This window comes from Spiroplasma tabanidicola (assembly GCF_009730595.1).
GTDB lineage: Bacteria > Bacillota_I > Bacilli_A > Mycoplasmatales > Mycoplasmataceae > Spiroplasma_A > Spiroplasma_A tabanidicola.
In genome coordinates this window covers 176,675-194,228 of record NZ_CP046276.1, presented here as the reverse complement: position 1 = coordinate 194,228, position 17,554 = coordinate 176,675, and the positions used below count along the sequence as shown (strand labels likewise).

Annotated in this window: 17 protein-coding genes and 1 other RNA gene; 1 reads left to right on the top strand and 17 read right to left on the bottom strand. The window is 25.9% G+C overall.

Annotated elements, in window-relative coordinates; all coding sequences use genetic code 4:
- Positions 1–5: 5 nt before the first annotated feature.
- The 4 genes from STABA_RS00935 to deoD are packed head-to-tail and all read right to left on the bottom strand — an operon-like array spanning position 6 to position 3,414.
- Positions 6–905 carry a type I phosphomannose isomerase catalytic subunit gene (locus STABA_RS00935; RefSeq protein ID WP_156005624.1) on the bottom strand — a complete coding sequence of 300 codons (900 nt, stop codon included), beginning with the start codon at positions 903–905 and terminating at the stop codon, positions 6–8.
- A 4-nt stretch (positions 906–909) separates the two neighbouring features.
- Positions 910–1,695 carry a MurR/RpiR family transcriptional regulator gene (locus STABA_RS00930; protein ID WP_156005621.1) on the bottom strand — a complete coding sequence of 262 codons (786 nt, stop codon included), beginning with the start codon at positions 1,693–1,695 and terminating at the stop codon, positions 910–912.
- 33 nt (positions 1,696–1,728) lie between these two features.
- Positions 1,729–2,676 (bottom strand): tRNA (adenosine(37)-N6)-threonylcarbamoyltransferase complex transferase subunit TsaD, encoded by a 948-nt coding sequence (tsaD, locus tag STABA_RS00925; protein ID WP_156005618.1) that lies wholly within the window; start codon positions 2,674–2,676, stop codon positions 1,729–1,731.
- A gap of 27 nt (positions 2,677–2,703) precedes the next feature.
- Positions 2,704–3,414, bottom strand: a complete 711-nt coding sequence (gene deoD, locus STABA_RS00920) for a purine-nucleoside phosphorylase (protein WP_156005615.1) — start codon at positions 3,412–3,414, stop codon at positions 2,704–2,706.
- Between the two features lie 119 nt (positions 3,415–3,533).
- Between deoD and STABA_RS00915 the strand changes: the two genes are divergently transcribed.
- The gene (locus tag STABA_RS00915) at positions 3,534–4,103 is read left to right on the top strand and encodes a hypothetical protein (RefSeq protein ID WP_156005612.1); all 570 of its coding nucleotides are present in this window, start codon (positions 3,534–3,536) and stop codon (positions 4,101–4,103) included.
- Here STABA_RS00915 and trmB read toward each other — a convergent pair whose 3' ends face one another.
- The 13 genes from trmB to rnr form a co-directional block, all read right to left on the bottom strand.
- Complete coding sequence (gene trmB, locus STABA_RS00910) at positions 4,104–4,754, bottom strand: tRNA (guanosine(46)-N7)-methyltransferase TrmB (protein ID WP_156005606.1); 651 nt, start codon at positions 4,752–4,754, stop codon at positions 4,104–4,106.
- Between the two features lie 15 nt (positions 4,755–4,769).
- Entirely contained in the window at positions 4,770–6,230 is a 1,461-nt protein-coding gene (mgtE, locus tag STABA_RS00905) for a magnesium transporter (RefSeq protein WP_156005603.1), read from the bottom strand.
- A gap of 10 nt (positions 6,231–6,240) precedes the next feature.
- Positions 6,241–8,187 carry an EAL domain-containing protein gene (locus STABA_RS00900; RefSeq protein WP_156005601.1) on the bottom strand — a complete coding sequence of 649 codons (1,947 nt, stop codon included), beginning with the start codon at positions 8,185–8,187 and terminating at the stop codon, positions 6,241–6,243.
- 36 nt (positions 8,188–8,223) lie between these two features.
- Positions 8,224–8,639, bottom strand: a transfer-messenger RNA (tmRNA) gene (ssrA, locus tag STABA_RS00895).
- 81 nt (positions 8,640–8,720) lie between these two features.
- A complete protein-coding gene (locus tag STABA_RS00890) occupies positions 8,721–9,029 on the bottom strand; it encodes a hypothetical protein (RefSeq protein ID WP_156005598.1) in 309 nt (102 codons plus the stop codon).
- A gap of 108 nt (positions 9,030–9,137) precedes the next feature.
- Positions 9,138–10,112, bottom strand: a complete 975-nt coding sequence (locus STABA_RS00885; RefSeq protein WP_156005595.1) for an IS3 family transposase — start codon at positions 10,110–10,112, stop codon at positions 9,138–9,140.
- Between the two features lie 29 nt (positions 10,113–10,141).
- Positions 10,142–10,393, bottom strand: coding sequence for a hypothetical protein (locus tag STABA_RS00880; protein WP_156005592.1), 252 nt, complete (start codon positions 10,391–10,393; stop codon positions 10,142–10,144).
- A gap of 100 nt (positions 10,394–10,493) precedes the next feature.
- Entirely contained in the window at positions 10,494–11,348 is an 855-nt protein-coding gene (locus tag STABA_RS00875; RefSeq protein ID WP_156005590.1) for a hypothetical protein, read from the bottom strand.
- A gap of 130 nt (positions 11,349–11,478) precedes the next feature.
- Positions 11,479–12,435, bottom strand: coding sequence for an L-lactate dehydrogenase (locus STABA_RS00870; RefSeq protein WP_156005588.1), 957 nt, complete (start codon positions 12,433–12,435; stop codon positions 11,479–11,481).
- 134 nt (positions 12,436–12,569) lie between these two features.
- Positions 12,570–14,609, bottom strand: a complete 2,040-nt coding sequence (locus STABA_RS00865) for a PTS transporter subunit EIIC (RefSeq protein WP_246157334.1) — start codon at positions 14,607–14,609, stop codon at positions 12,570–12,572.
- 89 nt (positions 14,610–14,698) lie between these two features.
- Positions 14,699–14,950, bottom strand: coding sequence for a hypothetical protein (locus STABA_RS00860; protein ID WP_156005585.1), 252 nt, complete (start codon positions 14,948–14,950; stop codon positions 14,699–14,701).
- A 10-nt stretch (positions 14,951–14,960) separates the two neighbouring features.
- Positions 14,961–15,404, bottom strand: a complete 444-nt coding sequence (gene smpB / locus STABA_RS00855) for an SsrA-binding protein SmpB (protein WP_156005583.1) — start codon at positions 15,402–15,404, stop codon at positions 14,961–14,963.
- Between the two features lie 23 nt (positions 15,405–15,427).
- The gene (gene rnr, locus STABA_RS00850) at positions 15,428–17,521 is read right to left on the bottom strand and encodes a ribonuclease R (protein WP_156005581.1); all 2,094 of its coding nucleotides are present in this window, start codon (positions 17,519–17,521) and stop codon (positions 15,428–15,430) included.
- Between the last annotated feature and the right edge of the window lie 33 nt (positions 17,522–17,554).

The following is a 17,554-nucleotide window of genomic DNA, read 5'->3' as shown; positions in this document are numbered from 1 at the left end:
CTTAATTAAGATTTAATTCATGATATTAAAATTTTTAAATCCCCTTCCATTTTTAAATCTTCATCTACTAAGTAGATCAATGATTCACTTTCTTTAACTTCAATATTATTTAATTTGCCATTACCTTCAATAATAGTCATCAACATTCATTCAACATTTTCTTCAATTTTAAAATTACTATTCTTTTCATATATAAACAATGAAAAATACTCTGATTCAAAAACCTTATCTTTTGCATTTCTTATAATAATATCTTTTGAATCTGGAATTTTTATATTATTTAAAGAATCATCGATATGTAATTCTCTTTTAACCCCATTTTGATCTGCTCTATCAAAATCATAAAGTCTATATGTAATATCACTTGATCTTTGCAATTCATATAATGTAACTCCTGGGGTAATAGCATGGATTTTTCCAGGTGGAACATATAAAAAGTCCCCTTTGCTAATTGGTACTCTTTTTAAAATTTTATCTCATTGATTATTTTCAATAGCTTTTTCAAATTCTTCTTTTGAAGTTGCGCTATGACCATAAATTAAAGTAGCATCTTTTGGACAATCTAAAATATATCAGCTTTCTGGTTTTCCAAGTGAATTATGCTTTTTTAAAGCATAATCATCATTTGGATGAACTTGGACTGATAAAAAATCATTTGCTGTAATTATTTTTACTAACAAAGGAAAATGCTCACTTTTATTTTTAAAAAAACTATTTTGTTTGTAAAAATCTTTTAAACTGATTTCTTTACCATTTCAATTCAAATAACCCATTCCATTTTCATGTGCCGAAACTACTCAAGCTTCACCAACATCATTGCTATTTATGTTAAAACCTAGTTCTTTTAATTTTGAGCTACCTCAAATTCTTTTTGAAAAACTAGGTTTTATTTTATAAATACTCATTTAATTATCCCTCTGAATTTAAATAATGATAAATTAATAGGTCATTAAAATAGTTAAATGGAACGGATTGAGAAATATGACCCTTAAATACTTTTTGATCTGGATTATCTACTATTAAAGTATGAATTGAAGTTAAATATTGTGTAATGTTATTTGAAGCCACTTTTCCAGAAACATAAACTATTTTTCTTTTAAGTTCTCCAATACTTTCTATAAAACTATTTAATCTAGATGAGTTTCCATATCTTGTGAAAAATACAAAAACATCATTTTCGACCGAAGAGTTTATTCTATCTTTTAAGATTTCTTGATCGCTATCTAGCAATATTGCATTATAACCTTCTTTATAAAAGAAGTTAAATAGTTCTTGTGCTGGTCCAGATAACAAATTCTCCCAATAACAGAAGAATACTCTTGCGTTTGAAACATCTCTAATTACATTTAATGTTTCAAAAATAGATCTTTTTTCAATTAGTGCATAATTTTGTTTTATTAAATTAATATAACCATAAACAACATTTTCATCATTTTTCGCTATATTAATTTCTTGGTTTTCTGCATCATTTGCTAATAAAATGGCAAAATCTCTAAATCCTTTTATATTTAGTTTCTTTAACAATCCATATATTGCACTATAACCAGTTCCAGCTTCCTGTGCCATTCTTTCAATCTTCATATTAGTTTCGACGATTTCTTTAAGGTGGTTTTTTATATAATCAACTATTTTCTTTTCTTTAATTGTTAAATCTTTTTCGTCAATTGTTGTTAATTTACTTAAAAATGATCTCATTTTTTATTGTTATTCTCCTGTCTATTGTTAAATTTATTTGATTAAATATTCATTGCATAATTTAGCAATCATTGCAGCATTATCGGTGCAGTATTGCAATTTCGGTACTATTGTTCTATCTATATTATACATTGAAGAAATGGAAAAAATTTTTTTTCTTAACATTTTGTTGGAAGAAACCCCTCCTGCAATTGTTATAGTTGCTGGAAAAAATTTTTTTATAGCTTTTTCAAACTTTATCATTAAGTTATCAATTGCTGATTTTTGAAAACTTGCACAAAAATTTTCTAAATTTATTTCTTCCTTGTTTTGCTTAAGTTTATTGATTAAATTAAGACTTGCTGTTTTTAAACCAGAATATGAAAAATCTAGACTTTCGTCATTTTTAACAATTGGAAATTTATAAAAATTTTCATTACCATTTTGTGCAAGTTTATCAATTTTAGGACCACCAGGATAACCAAGTCCAATTGCTCTCGCCACTTTATCATAACATTCACCTATTGCATCATCCTGAGTTGTTCCTATAATTTCAAAATTTAAAGACTCTTTCAAATAAACTATTTGAGTATGGCCTCCGCTTACAACAAGTGCTAAAACAGGATATTTAAAGTCTTCTTCAATAGCAGCCCCATATATATGACCTTGAATATGATTAAGACCCATAATTGGAATATCTAAATATAACGCTAATGTTTCTGCAACCATTTTTCCGATAATTAAACTCCCTATTAAACCTGGATTAGCAGTATATGCAATCTGGTTAATTTCTTCTATTTTTAAATTTGCTACATATAAAGCTTCTTTTAAAACATAAGAAAAATTTTTAACATGTAATCTTGAAGCAAGTTCTGGAATAACTCCTCCATATTTAGTATGATCTTTTATCTGCGAAGAAATTATATTTGCTTTAATTTTTCCATCAATCATTATAGCGATACTAAACTCATCGCAACTTGATTCTATTGCTAATATATTCATAAAACCCTTTCTTAAAAAAATAACAGTTTAATCTGTTATTTTCAAAACTGAATCCAAAGCCAGTTCTATCATTGATAAAAAATTATTTTGTCTTTCTTCTGCAGTTGTTTTTTCTTCAGTTATAAGACTATCTGAGACTGTTAATAAACATCCTGCTTGTTTTTTAGCATGAATTGCATTTGCAAATAATGCAAATGATTCCATTTCAACAACATCTAAATTATTATCTTCTGCAAAATTTTCTTTTGTTTCATATGTGTAAAAAACATCAGAAGAATAAATTCTTCCAGTATGCATGCTTATTTTTTTTTCAGCTGCTGTTTTTTGAATTATTTCATAAATTTTATTTCCAGCAGGAATAACTTTTTCATCAATATTAGCAGCGATTTTTGCATAATTACTATCTCCGTATGCTTCTTTGACGTTGTAAATATCATAAACTTTAATTTCTTTACGATAACTTCCACATGATCCAACTCTGATTATATAGTCAACATCATAAAAGTTAAACAATTCATATGAGTAAATACCTATACTAGGACAACCCATACCACTTCCTGCAACAGTAACTTCAATACCTTTATATTCACCAGTATACATAAACATATTTCTAACTTTATTTACTAATTTATAATTTTCTAAATATTTTTCAGCAATCATTTTAGCTCTTAATGGATCTCCTGGCATTAAAACAACTTTTGCAATTTCGTTTTTTTTAGCACTGATATGTGGCGTCATTAATTGTTCTCCTTTAAATATATACTTATTTTACACATATTTTTATTTATTTTTTGTGCTAAACTTATAAATAAAAATTTTTCCTAATTTTAATTTATAATAAAGTCTAGGTGATAAATATGGACTTCAAATTAGTAAAACCAGTTTTAAAAAAACCGCTTATTTGAATGGGAGCAATTATATTTACAACAATAATAATTCTTTTTATAGTTGTATTTACAATTTCGATTGATAAAAAACAAAAAGTTATATGATCATGTCAATTAGTTCTAAACTTTTTAGTGATATATTTTATTAGTATAGTTTTAAATTTCTCTAAAACTTCGGTAACTTTATTTAACGATATTCATACAACAACAAATTTAGAAACAAATGTAATTAGTGTAGAAGTTAAATCAAGTAGATACATCCATATATTTATAATATTTTTTGCAGTGATTTGTTTTTTTATTCATTTAACTAGTGGAGCACAAATTCAAAAACTAAAGTGGGCAGATTATGCAAGCGGTTATTGGTGAGCATTTATAATAGTAATGGTTTATAACTTAGTATATTTTTATATATTTTTTAATATAAATTCTTATCTATTAAATAACAATGATAAGTTTAAAAAAAATTATATTAATTTTTATAAAAAGTCAAAAGAACAAATTGAAAATAAAAAATCAGATAACATTAAAAATGAATAACTATCTGATTTTTTTTATAACTAATTTATTTATAGTTTTATTTTGACTATGAAATTTTTCTTCATATTCAGTAGCAATGTTATTAACTAAATTTTTTTCATACTTATATAGATCATTTGTACTAAATATTAATTCAAAATTTGAGTCTTTTATTTGTTCTAAACTAAACTCATATAAATTATCATTGTCGGTTTTTATTTCTATTAAGCCATCTTTTTTTAAAAGCTTTTCGTAAATATTTAAAAAACAAATATAAGTTAATCTTTTTTTATAATGTTTTTTCTTAGGTCAAGGATCTGAAAAATTTAAATAAATTCCGTCAAATGTGTTTTCTAAAAAAATGTCTAATAATTTTTCAGCATAACAATTTAAAAACTTTAAGTTTTTGGGATGACCTTTAAAAGTTTCTATAGCTTTTTTTATAGCAATACCAATAACAGTTGTTTCTTTTTCCATGGCTATATAATTTTGATTTTCATATTTAATTGCATTTTTAATAATAAATTGTCCTTTACCACAACCTATTTCTAAATATGTTTTTTGAGTTTTTTCAAAAAGATTTTCTACCATAACTTTGTTTTCTGTTTTAATCATTAAACTATTATTTTTTTCAATATATTCTTTTGTTCAATTTTTATTTCTTAATCTCATCTATAATTTTACTTTCTATAATACAACAAAAAAGAAAATCATTCCTATTCCAAAAAATATCGCTGTTGAAATTGCATCAATAATTGTTGTAAGTAATGGCCCTGCTGTTATAGCTGGATCAATTTTCATCTTTTGAGCTAGCAACGGAAATGTTGCTCCAATTACTTTTGAAAATACAATTGCTAAAAACATCGATATTGAAAGTGTTGCTATTGCATACCATAACTCTCTTTGATTGATATTTCCTTTAAACTCTACTGCATAAATTGCAATCATACGAACAAAGTTGATAGCAACTAAAATTAATCCAAGTGTTGTTGATACCCTTAGTTCTTTTCATAATATTCTTCAATAGTCTTTTGGTTCCACTTCTTTAAGTGAAAGCGCTCTAACAATCATAGTTGAAGATTGGTTACTTGCATTTCCCGTTGTCCCTGATATTACTGTTAGTAAAGGGGTCAATAGTATTGCCATTACATAACTTATTGAAAAATTATTATTTCCTATATCAAATGATGCAGTTTCTTTTGTAACACCATAAAGATTCATAAAAACTAAAATTATCACTTGAGTTATAGTTGCAGAAACCATTAGTAATAGCAATCAAATAATTCTTGATTTAACCATTTTAAATACACTTGTTTTAAAATATTCATCTTCTGTTGGATTTATTCCTGCCATAATATGTATATCTTCTGTAGCTTCTTCTTCTAAAACATCTAAAATGTCATCGACTGTAATTATTCCTACAAGTTTATTTTGACTATTAATAATCGGTAAAGTTGTTATGTCATATTTTTTAAACATATTTGCAACTTCTTCTTGATCTGTTTTTGTATTTGCATAAATGTATCTATCATCCATGATATCTTCAATTAATGCCTCATTTTTTGAAAAAAATAAAGTTTTTAGTTCAACTACTCCTTTTAAGTTATTTAAATCATCAACTACAAAGAAGTAATGAACTTCTTCTGCTTCATCTCTTTCTTTTTTAATAATATTTATCGCTTCTTTAACCGTTCAATTTATTTTTAAACTTGTATAATCAACAGACATTATACTTCCTGCAGTATTTACATTATATTTTAAAATTGAGTTAATCAATAATCTTGATTCTGGAGTAGTTGCTCTTAATATTTTTTCAACAATATTTGAAGGTAGTTCTTCTAAAATTTCTACAATATCATCTGTAAAAATTTGATCAAATAATTCTTTTATTTCTACTGAAGTATATGATTCAATAATTTCTTCTTGTATTTCATTATTAAAATGCGGAAATATTTCCGCCAAATCTTCTGTTGGCATAATTCTTAATGCAATTATTATTCTTTCTAATGGTAAACAACTTAAAGCCTCTGCTAAATCTGCGGGATAATAATTTTTTAAAGTTTCTCTATATAAAATAATATCATCTGCTTTTAAAATTTCATTCAATCTTTCGGCGAGCTGCTCTGGTACTATGTTTTGTTCTTTCATGTTTCTCCTTTTATTTTACTAATAAGTATTTTAATTCGTTTTCTAATTCCATTTTTGGTTCTATTCCATGACCAATAAGATTTCCCTCAAAATATTTGATACCAAGTTCTTTTAATGATTTGTAAATCATATATGTATCTACATCTGTTGCAACTAACTTTGCATTAATCTTATTACAAATATTAATAATATTTTTGATAATTTTTTCATTTTCTTTAATTAAATTTATTTTTTTTACAATACTTCTTTCCAAAAAAACATAATTTGGTCTATAAATTCCTAAAAGACCAAAATCTGTTGCTTCTGATCCCAAATCTGATACTGAAAAACTAACTCCATTTTCTCTTAGTTCATTAATGTTTTTTTCTAGTAAATCTCTATTCTCGACTTCTTGAGTTATAGGAAAGTTAAAAACTAGTTTTTTCAAATCTATTTTTAAAGATTTTAATTTCAAAATAAAACTATCTACACTAAAACTTTCACTGGAGATAAATAATGGATCATATTCAATAAAATTTCTTTTTTTATAAGATTTGTATTTAGCAATACTTTTCAAAGCATTCAAAGCTAAGTACCTTATAAATATTGAGTTAAGTCCATATTCTTTAATAGTTTCAAGTTTTTCTTTAAATAAATTGGATGTTATTTCAATACCTTCAACGGCACTATTTAAATAAAAACTTTCATAATCATTTTTTTCAATACTATAAATTGATTCAAAAATTGGTGCAGAATTATTTAATGAAACCAATTCATTTAAGGTTAAGATTTTTTTATATTTAGTCTTTTCTTTTAAAACTTTTCTTGGGTCTACTAATACAACTTTTTCTCTATCGCTAAAAGCTGCATTGTTTTGAGTAATAACATTATATTCAAAAAGAGTTTCCAAACTATTTGAATGAAACCCATAATATGAAACTACACCTCTAACTTTAATACTAACTTTAAAATTTTCTATTTTAAAAGTTGTTTGAATTTTAGAAATAGACCTTGAAATTTTTTCTGCAAATTTTAATCTTTGTTCTTCTTTAACACTATTTTGCATTTCAAGCATTGGAATAAATATGCCAAAAGTTTTGTAGTTAGGTTTAAAAAAAATTACTTGATTATAATTTTTAGTAAAAATTTCATGAGCTTGTTTTGCAATTGATGTAACTACTGTTTCTCTAATTTCATTATTTACTTTTTCATCAAACTTATCATAGTTAGAAATGAAAAATGTGAAATAAGTTCCAAATCTAATTTTATTTTTATGTATGTAATTTAATATTTCATCATGTGCTGATGCTTGATTTAAATAGTATTGATAGTCATAAGTAACTAAATTTCTTAATTTTAAAGCATGATTATAAATTTGATTTATAATAGCAAAATATGCATAAGTAATATATCCAGTTCCTAATCATAACAATATTGTTATTAAATAATCAACAGTGCCATCGGATTTAATATTTGGAAAAGCTAATACTATTCCAACGATTAATGATGTAATTGTAATGATTGATCAAATTACTCAGGTAGTTAATTTTTTATAAAAAATATTTATTATATATATTACAAAAGCCATCAAGTAACTTGTAATAATTAAAATAATTGAACTTGTGTTTAAAAATGATATAAAGTATTGTGGGAATAATGTTGGAAATAAAAATAAGCCTAACAAGTTTCAAACAACAACTCCAATAGTTGCATAAATTGAAATAAATATTAAACAAGTTCAATATAAAAAGATTGGTAATAAAATTAATAACATATAGTTTTTATTTTCTCCCATTGTTAACGAAAGAATAATAACTCCAAAAATAGATATAACTCCAAGAATAACTCCAAGAACTAATTCATAATAAATTTTTATTTTTTCAAATAAATGTCTAGATAATCCTCAAGCAAATGTATAAACAATTGCTACGATTGCAGTATAAGAAAGACATGCAATTGCTGCTAATAAAATATTCATAATAATCACAAACCTTTCTTATAAAACAAAAAAAAATGGTGGAGATGGCGGGAATCGAACCCGCGTCCAAAATACTCCGAACCACAACGTCTACAGTTTAGTTTCTTCTAACTTACACTATAAATCAACAGAAGAAGCGAGATTTAATTTATAGCGTTAGTAATAGATTTTCGATAATACTTATTACTAAAATCATATTATCTATCGTATTTAGTATTGCATTAATTTTGAAAAACACGAGTAACCAAAATTAACGTGAACTGCTATTAACTCTTAAAGGGTTAATTAAGCCATTAACATAGCTCCAGCTGATGCGTTATTGATCATAAATGCTGGCATTTCAATTTTTTCTGATTTTTTGTTTGCATTTTATCAAACCTAGAAGTAATTAAGGTCTACTACACCACTGCAATTATGGACTAAAGTTATCCTGTCGAAACCGGGACACCCCCATAAAATAATTATAAAACAATTTTATAATTATTTTTAAATAATTTAATAAATAAAAAATGCCAATTGGCATTTTTTATTTATTAGTCTTCAATAAAGAAGTTATTTGCTCATCTTTCAGCAAATGTTCCTTTTTTCATTATTATTGTAATAAAATTTATAATTAAAGGGATAAACAAAATACAGAAAAGTGCTTCTAAAATTCTGCATAAAAATAGTTTACCCATTGCAGAACTATCAGAGTAAGAAACTGATGCAGCATACATACCCATGTTTTTTTCTCCAGATCAAAATCTAATACAACAAATAATAAAATATACACCTAATGTCATAAATATTAATAAAGCATTAACAACATTCATAGCATATCTTTTTCAATATCCAGCGTTCATATATATATATCTCCTTTCTAAAAAATATTATCATAAATATAAAAATCTAAACAAAAAAGTGTTAATTTATTTACTTAAATATACTTTGTCAAGTATACATAATGTTTTTTATAAGAATGTTTCAACATAGTTTGAAACATTCTTTTTATTTTGTGTTAGTTTTAAATAAACATAGGCTGGTGGGGTTTTATGTTTTACCATTATTCTTTCATAATTATAAAATTCTATGTAATTATCAATTGATTTTTCTAAATCTAAAAAGTTATTTTGTTTTAGTTGTTGTTTTCATTCTTCTTTTAATGATGAAAAAAAAGTTTCACACATTGCATTATCTATAGAATTGCCGGGCCTAGATAACGAAATAATAATATTATTTCTTTTAGCATATTTTTTCGCAAATATAGAAGTGTATTGATTTACATTGTCAGAATGAATTATAAGCTTTTTAGATAAATCATTTCTATAAAAAGATGCCTTTTCAAGCGTTTTTCTATATAGTTCAACATCATTTTTTAGTGATAATTTATGACCAACAATAAAACCAGTATTAGCATCTTTAATAATGCTTAAATAAGCAAACTTTTTATTCAAAGGTATATAAGAAACATCAGTTACTCAACATTCGTTTTTTAAAAATATTGATCAGTTTCTATTGACGTAATTTGGACCATGAGTAATTGTTTTAATTTCTTTTGGCTTTCTATACATTTTTTTTACCCTTATAATTGAATATAATTTGAATATTTTCATAATCCTAGCTACTTTGGTTTGACTTACCTCTAAACCTTGATTATTTAAAATAATTCTAATTCTAGGTGATCCATATATTCCATTATTATTTGTAAAAATATTTTTAATCTTAAGAGCTAGATTCATATCAATTTTTAAATCATATTCTGGTTTACCTTTACAGCATCATCTATAATAACTTGCTCTTGTAATTTTAAATAGTTTACATAATGATAAAACAGTGTACTTATTTTTATATTTCTCTATGGTTTTATAGTAATTTATTACTCTTTTTCTGAATCCTCCATTAGTTCATTGAACTTTTTTAAAACTTCATTCTCCATTTCTAGCCATTTTAATTTTTTATTTAATTCTGCTATTTTTTAATCTTTTGGATCTTTTGAATTAATCTTAACTTTACCATTGTGCTTGTTGTGCTTTCCAGTTTTAGAAATAAGTACTGCTTCTCCATAAATTTCTCAATCTATACACATCCTTCTAGCCGCTGAATAAGAAATGTTATATATCATTGATAATTCTTTGTAAGAAATATGCTCATTGAAATGTTTATTCACATGATCTTTTTTAGCGTTTAAGTCTAAAATTGTTGATTTGTTGCCTTTATGATTTGCCATATAAAAAATTCTCCTTGTATAATTTTATGTTTTTTTTAACATAATGTATACTTAGAGAATTATATTTATTAGTTTATTTACTAAATTTTTTATTTTTTAATTATTCTATATTTTCTTTGTTTTCTTCTTTATTTAAATATGTATCATTATTTTTTTCATTTCTTTTATTCCTTGAACTAGAAACGATTCCAACCATTAAAAACACACAACTAATAACAGATATTGGACCTGTTTCAAATGATCAAAGTATTATAAGCATAACAAGTCCTGTAGTAATTGTTCATCTTTTTTTTGTAGTTAGATAAAGAATAAAGAATAATAAATTTAAAATCGCAAGTGCCATTGTGATTCCGTTTATATAGATAATTATATTTGTAAAATCATACCCTAAAAATTCAAATCTAAAATTTTTTTCATAAAAATTAATACCAGCAATAATTAAAGATATTAATATTGAAATAATGCCACATATTGCACCGTATTTAAAAAAAATAGCGTTTTTTTGATCAAAAGTAATGTTAGAATCCAAATTTTCTTTATTTTTTTCTAATATACTTTTACAGTAAATTCCAGTTATTAAACCACAAACAACAAGAGTAACACCCAATCTTGAATATTTCATTATTTTTTTATATTCAATATTCAATATTTCGTTAATTGCAAAAATAAATACAGTACCTACAATCGAAAGTGTTAAAAACAATACTATATAAAAGTCTTTTTTAGATTTATAAAACATAATACAAGAAATAATACCAGCTAATAAAGATAAAATACCTAAAGTGTCCATAACTACTTTTGTAAGTTGTTTTCATTTTTCACCATACATGTATTCATTTTTTATGATTTTTGGCAAATCAATAGCATATATAAATATACTATTTAAAAAAAACAATACCACAACAGTAGTAAAACCTCAAATTAATAGGGTTTTCATATTTTTGTAGTATTTCATAAATAACCTTCTTTCTAAAAATATAACAAAAGTATTATATCAAATTTATGAAAACTTATAGTGTAAATAAAAAAGACTTCCATATTTAAAAATTATTTTTTAAATATGGAAGTCTTATATTATAGAATTGTTATTCTTGGATTGCTGCTTTTGCAGTTTTGTATACTTCTTTTAATGTAACTCCAGAGTGACGTAATCCTTCAAGTTCATCATCTGATAATTTTCATTCAATGATTTGTTCGATACCTTTTGCTCCAACAATACATGGAACACTAATGTAAACATCTTCTACTCCATATTGTCCTGTTAAATATGCCCCAACCATCATTGATGCTTTTTCATCATTTAAAACCGCTTTTACAATTTTAGCTAAACAAGCTCCTATTCCATAAAATGTTGCTCGTTTTTTTTCTATAATTTTATAGGCCATATGAGTTGCATCATCTTTTACTTGTTCTAATTCAGCTTCAGTCACAACTCCTTCTTGAATATATTCAGCAATAGTTTTTCCCATAATGATTGATCTACTTCAAATAGCAACTGATGAATCACCATGTTCTCCGATTAGGTATGCTTTTACTGATCTAGGAGAAACATCTAATTTTGCTCCTAATAATTTTCTTAATCTTGATGAGTCTAATGTAGTTCCTGATGAGATAACTTTTGATGAGTCATATCCTGTAACTTCTTGATATACTTGAGTTAAAATATCAACTGGATTTGATGCAATAATTGTTATTCCTGAAAATCCTGAACCTTTAATTCCTAAAGCTACTTGTTTCATAATTTTTGCATTATCTGCAACCATTTGTAATCTTGTTTCTCCTGGTTTTTGAGGTCTTCCTGCTGTAATAACAACGATATCAGCATCTCCACAATCTGAATAATCTCCTGCTTTGATTGTTGCGAAAGGCGTAGGTAAAACAGCGTGAGTATCTGTTAAGTCCATTTCATTTCCTTCTGCAAAATCTTTTACAACATCTATTAATACATAGTGTTGTGCTAAACCTTGGTTAATTGCTGAGTAAACAAAACTAGTTCCTACAGCTCCACAACCTACTAAAACAATTTTTCTACCATTTGTCATATTTAATTCTCCTTATTTCTATTTAAAATATTAACATAGTAAATACTAGTTTTATTATAAATTACAATTATGAAAAAAATTTTATAAATTTTTAACAAATTAAAAAAATCCTCTAAAAAGGATTTTTTTAATTTTTATTTTATTGTTTTTTCTACTGTATCTGTGTCCTTTGGACCTTCTTTTCTTTGTTCTGCTAAAACTTCTCTCATATATGGTTTAATAACTTCTTGTTCTCCACCATATACAACTTGTACACTTGTACCTTTAGCAACAATTCCTGAAGCTCCTCCAAGAGCCATAATTCCTTGTTTATCAACAACACTTGCATCGACTACTGTCAATCTTAGTCTTGAAGCACATGAGTCAACAGCTTTAATATTTGCTTCTCCTCCGAGGAATTCAATTATTTTTGTAGCTTTTTCTCTGGCAGCTTCTTTTGTAGCTTCTCCAGTACTTCCTGCTTTTTTAGCTTTTACATCTGCTTTTGTAAATAGTTTTACTTCGCCAGATCTACCTGGAACTTGTACTTTTCCATATTTAACTGCAAAGAAGAATGCAAAGAAGTAGACGGGCGCCATAACCAGTGCAATTAATATTGCATATAATGCATTAGTTTTTAGGTTTAGTGGAATTAGACCAAATACTATGTAATCAATAAATCCACCTGAAACAGTCATTGTCACGTGGACATGTAATAAACCAGCTAATAAAAATGCAATAGAAGCCAGTGGCATGTGTACTCCATAGAATAATCAAGGTGCTAAAAATAAGAATGAGAATTCTATAGGTTCAGTAATACCAGTTAAGAAACAAGTAAATGCTGCTGAAAAGTAAATACCAATAACTGATTTTCGGTTTTGTTTAGGAACATTCAATCACATGGCAAGTCCAGCTGCTGGTAAACCAAATAACATAAATCCAAATTTTCCAGATTGAAATCTTCCTAAGTTAAGTCCCATTTTTTCTAAGTCTTTAAAATTTAATAGCGGAGCATTACTAGAGGCAAAATCAGGATTAATTCCAGACAATGCAGATAATTTATTTGCACCCCCTAAGATTCAATACATCATGTATTGATCACCTATTAATTGACTTTTATCTGGTAAACTATTTAAATAATCATAAACTTGTCTAATAGTTGCACCAGAAGCTAAAACATCAGTTTTATCTCAAGCGTCATTTTTATTTGCATAATTTTCTAATGCACCTATAATTGATCCTCCTGCTGATGATCACCATAATGGAGCATAAAAAACGTGGTGTAATCCAAATGGAATTAGAGAACGTTCAATTATTTCATAAATAAATGAGTCAAGACCTCCTGGTAATTCTCCAGATTTTGTTCCAAATCATTCTAATCCTTTACCCACTGCTGGTCATATAAATATAAATGCAAATGATAATGGTATAACTGCAAAGAAATTTATAATTGGAACTAGTTTTGAACCTGAAAAAAAACTTATAAATGATGGCAATTGAGTTTTATGAAATCTATTATACATATAAGCAGCAATAAAACCGACAAATATAGAAGCAAATACTCCAGTATTTAGTGATCTAATACCAACATTTGCAGTAATTAATCCTGCAGGAATTCCTTTTCATCATAATAAACTATATTCTGCAGGTCCATATGATTGTCAACCTTGTTTAATAATATCTCCTGCTGCATTTTTTTCCTCAGTTCAAAATCACCCATTTTGAAAAACACTACCTGCATTTTCCGCTTTGTTTTGATCACCATCAACAACTCATTGTCAGATAGCTTCATGATTTTCTTTTAATAATGCCGCTTGAATACCATTCATAACTAAAAATCCAACAATCGCAGTAATAGCAGCAACCCCTGAATCTTCAGTATATGCAATGGCTACTGAAACTGCAAATAATATGGGTAAGTTTCCAAATGCAACATCACCCATTGTATTCATAACTTTACCTAAATATCAAAAACCTGAATATTCAGTAGTTTGTGCAACAATTGTTGCACCAATCCCTAAGAAAACACCAGCAATTGGTAATAAAGCAATTGGTAATAAGAATGCTTTACTTAATTTAGAAAGTGTTGCACCACTAGATTGTCTAAATTTTTTTCAATAAATAGAACCTTTAGACGGTGGACCGCTTTTAATCTTTTTCTTAGATTTTTCTTTTGTCATTTCGTTTTGTGACATATTTCTATTTCCTTTCTACTTTCTATATTAACATATATAAAATTTTTTCTAAATAAAAAAAGAAAATTGAAAAAAATTTTTAATATTTTTTATTGAAACATCATAATAACGGCAATTATTCCAAATGCACCACATGCAAGTATAGCAAAAGAGAAAATATGTCTTTTTGTAAACTGTCATACTCCAGCTAAACCTGTATAGTTAATTTCTTTTAAAGTGATTTTTCCTAAATTGCGATTCCTTTTATCTAAAATTAGTTTTATAGTCATTAAAATAATCATTAAAATTAAAAAAGAAACAGCAACAGCTAAATAAATAATTCTTTGATGTGTTAATTCCATAAAATCACTCCTATTGTTTTATTTTTTTTAAGCGTCTTTCGACATCTCTTTTTTTGATAGTTTCTCTTTTGTCTACAAGTTTTTTACCTTTACCTAAGCCAATCTCTAGTTTTGCATAATTTCCTTTAAAATAAAGTTTTAATGGTACTAAAGTTAAGTTTTCTAACTGTATTCTTTTTAATATTTTTTTTATTTCTTGTTTATGAAGTAATAATTTTCTATTTCTAATTGAATCTTGATTAACATAATGAGCATACTCATACTTTTTAATATTCATATTTAAGATTTCAACTTGGCCTTTTCTAATTAAAATAAACGCTTCTTCAATCGAAACTTCTTTTCCTCTAATCGATTTTATTTCAGGCCCAGTTAAAACAATCCCTGCTTCTCAACTATCTAATATTTCATAATTGAAATAAGCTTTTTTATTCTTTAATATAACATGCTCTCCCATAATCAAGTTCCTTCTAATAATGATTATACTAGCACAAAATCAATAATACGTTTTTTTACATCTGCGTTTTTTACTTTAATTTTTACTTTTTGGCCTAGTCTAAAAATTTTATTTTGATTATTAATTAAAATATTTGTTTTTTCATCAAATTTAAAATCTGGTAATTCTGAAATGTGAATTAAGCCTTCAACGCAATTTGGTAATTGAACAAATAGCCCAAATTTTAATACAGCTGCTATTACTCCTTCGTATTCTTGATCTATATGTTTTGTCATATATTCAGCCATACAAACTTTGTTAACTTCTCTTTCTGCATTAACCGCTCTTTTTTCAGTATCATTAATTATTGAACAAGCTTTTACAATAAATTTTTCATTTAATTGTAATTTATGTTCATTGTAATCTTTATCAATTAAGTATTGTTTTAAGAATCTGTGAACCATTAGGTCACTATATCTTCTAATTGGACTTGTAAAATGAGTATAACATTCACTTGCTAATCCAAAGTGCCCTATATTTTCAAGATTATAGATTGCTTTTTCCATATATTTTAATAAAGTTACATTAATTACATCTCTTTCGGTTTGATCTTTCACTTGAGAAGATATTTGATCTAATGCCATTCTTATCGTTTTTGGATTTATTTTATCTAGTTCAGTTAACTTAACATTTATTCCAAGAGCTTTTAAATTAGTATGTCATTCAATTAAGTTTTCTTCTTTTGGAACACCATGATCTCTATAAACATAAGGCAAGTTTTTTTCAAAAATAATTTCTGCAACAGATTCATTAGCACTAACCATAAAGTTTTCAATTAGTTTTTCACTAATACCTCTATCTCTTGCTAGTATATCAATAACGTTACTATCTTTATCTAAAATAATTTTTGGTTCTGGAACATCAAATTCGATTGAACCTCTTGAAGTTCTTTCTTTATCTATTAACTCATGTAATTCCTTGGCTATAAACAGCATATCAATAATTTCTTGACTTCTTGAGCTTATGTTTTTTTCATATAATTCATTTACTTCTGAATAAGTCAATCTTGCTTTTGAGTTCATAATTGATTCATAAACTTTTTTACTTTTCATTTTTCCGTTATTATCAAAATCCATTTCTGAAACCATACATAATTTATCTTCATTTGGATTTAAAGAACAAACTCCATTTGATAGTTTTTCAGGTAACATTGGAATTACTTTATTAGCAAGATAAACTGAGTTTCCTCTAAATAAAGCAGAGTTATCTAATGGAGAAAATGGTTTTACATAATAACTTACATCAGCAATTGCAACAAATAATTTATAACCATAATTTGTTTTTTCAACATAAATAGCATCATCCAAATCCTTAGAGTCAACTCCATCAATTGTTACTAAATTTTTGTTTGTAATTAAATTTTTTCTTCTACTAACTTTTGGATCATTATAATCAATTGGTTTTGCAACAAGTTCTGCATTATCTAAAGTTTGTCTATTAAAATCAGGATTAATATCAAATTCATAAGCGATTGAAATTATTCTATCGACAGCTTTATTAGCATCTCCAATTACTTTTTGAATTTTTGTAAATAACTTTTTTTCTTTAACATATAAAATTTTTACTTTTATTATTAAGTCTTTTTTAAGTTGAAAGTCTTTTGCATTAACCATTACAATACGATAATTTTTAAATCCTGGTTCATTTGCATGGAAATCTAAAAATCTGCCATCTCTTGATGGACGAATTTCTCCAACTAGATTTGTTTTTGTTCTTAAAGATACATCTTCAATTACTGCTCTATAACGATTATCATCTTCTTTGTATACACTAAAAACAACTTCATCAGTTGTAATAGCTCCTTTTAAAGCATCTGGAGGTACAAAAAAATCTTGTTCAAGATCATTTAAATCTTTAACAAAACCAAAACCACGATCATTTATTCTTAAAGATCCGACTCTATATTTTTGTCCGATAAAATAAACTACATTATCTTTTGATCATCCAATTTTGTAGTCATACTGTAATTCTTTTAAAGAATTTGTGATTAATTCTTGATCAACATTTATTAATTTAATTATGTCATTTAAGTGAAGTATTTCTTTTTCTTTTATAATTGCTAAAACCTGGTCATTCATTTATTTTACCAACCTTCTAACTACAAATAAAAA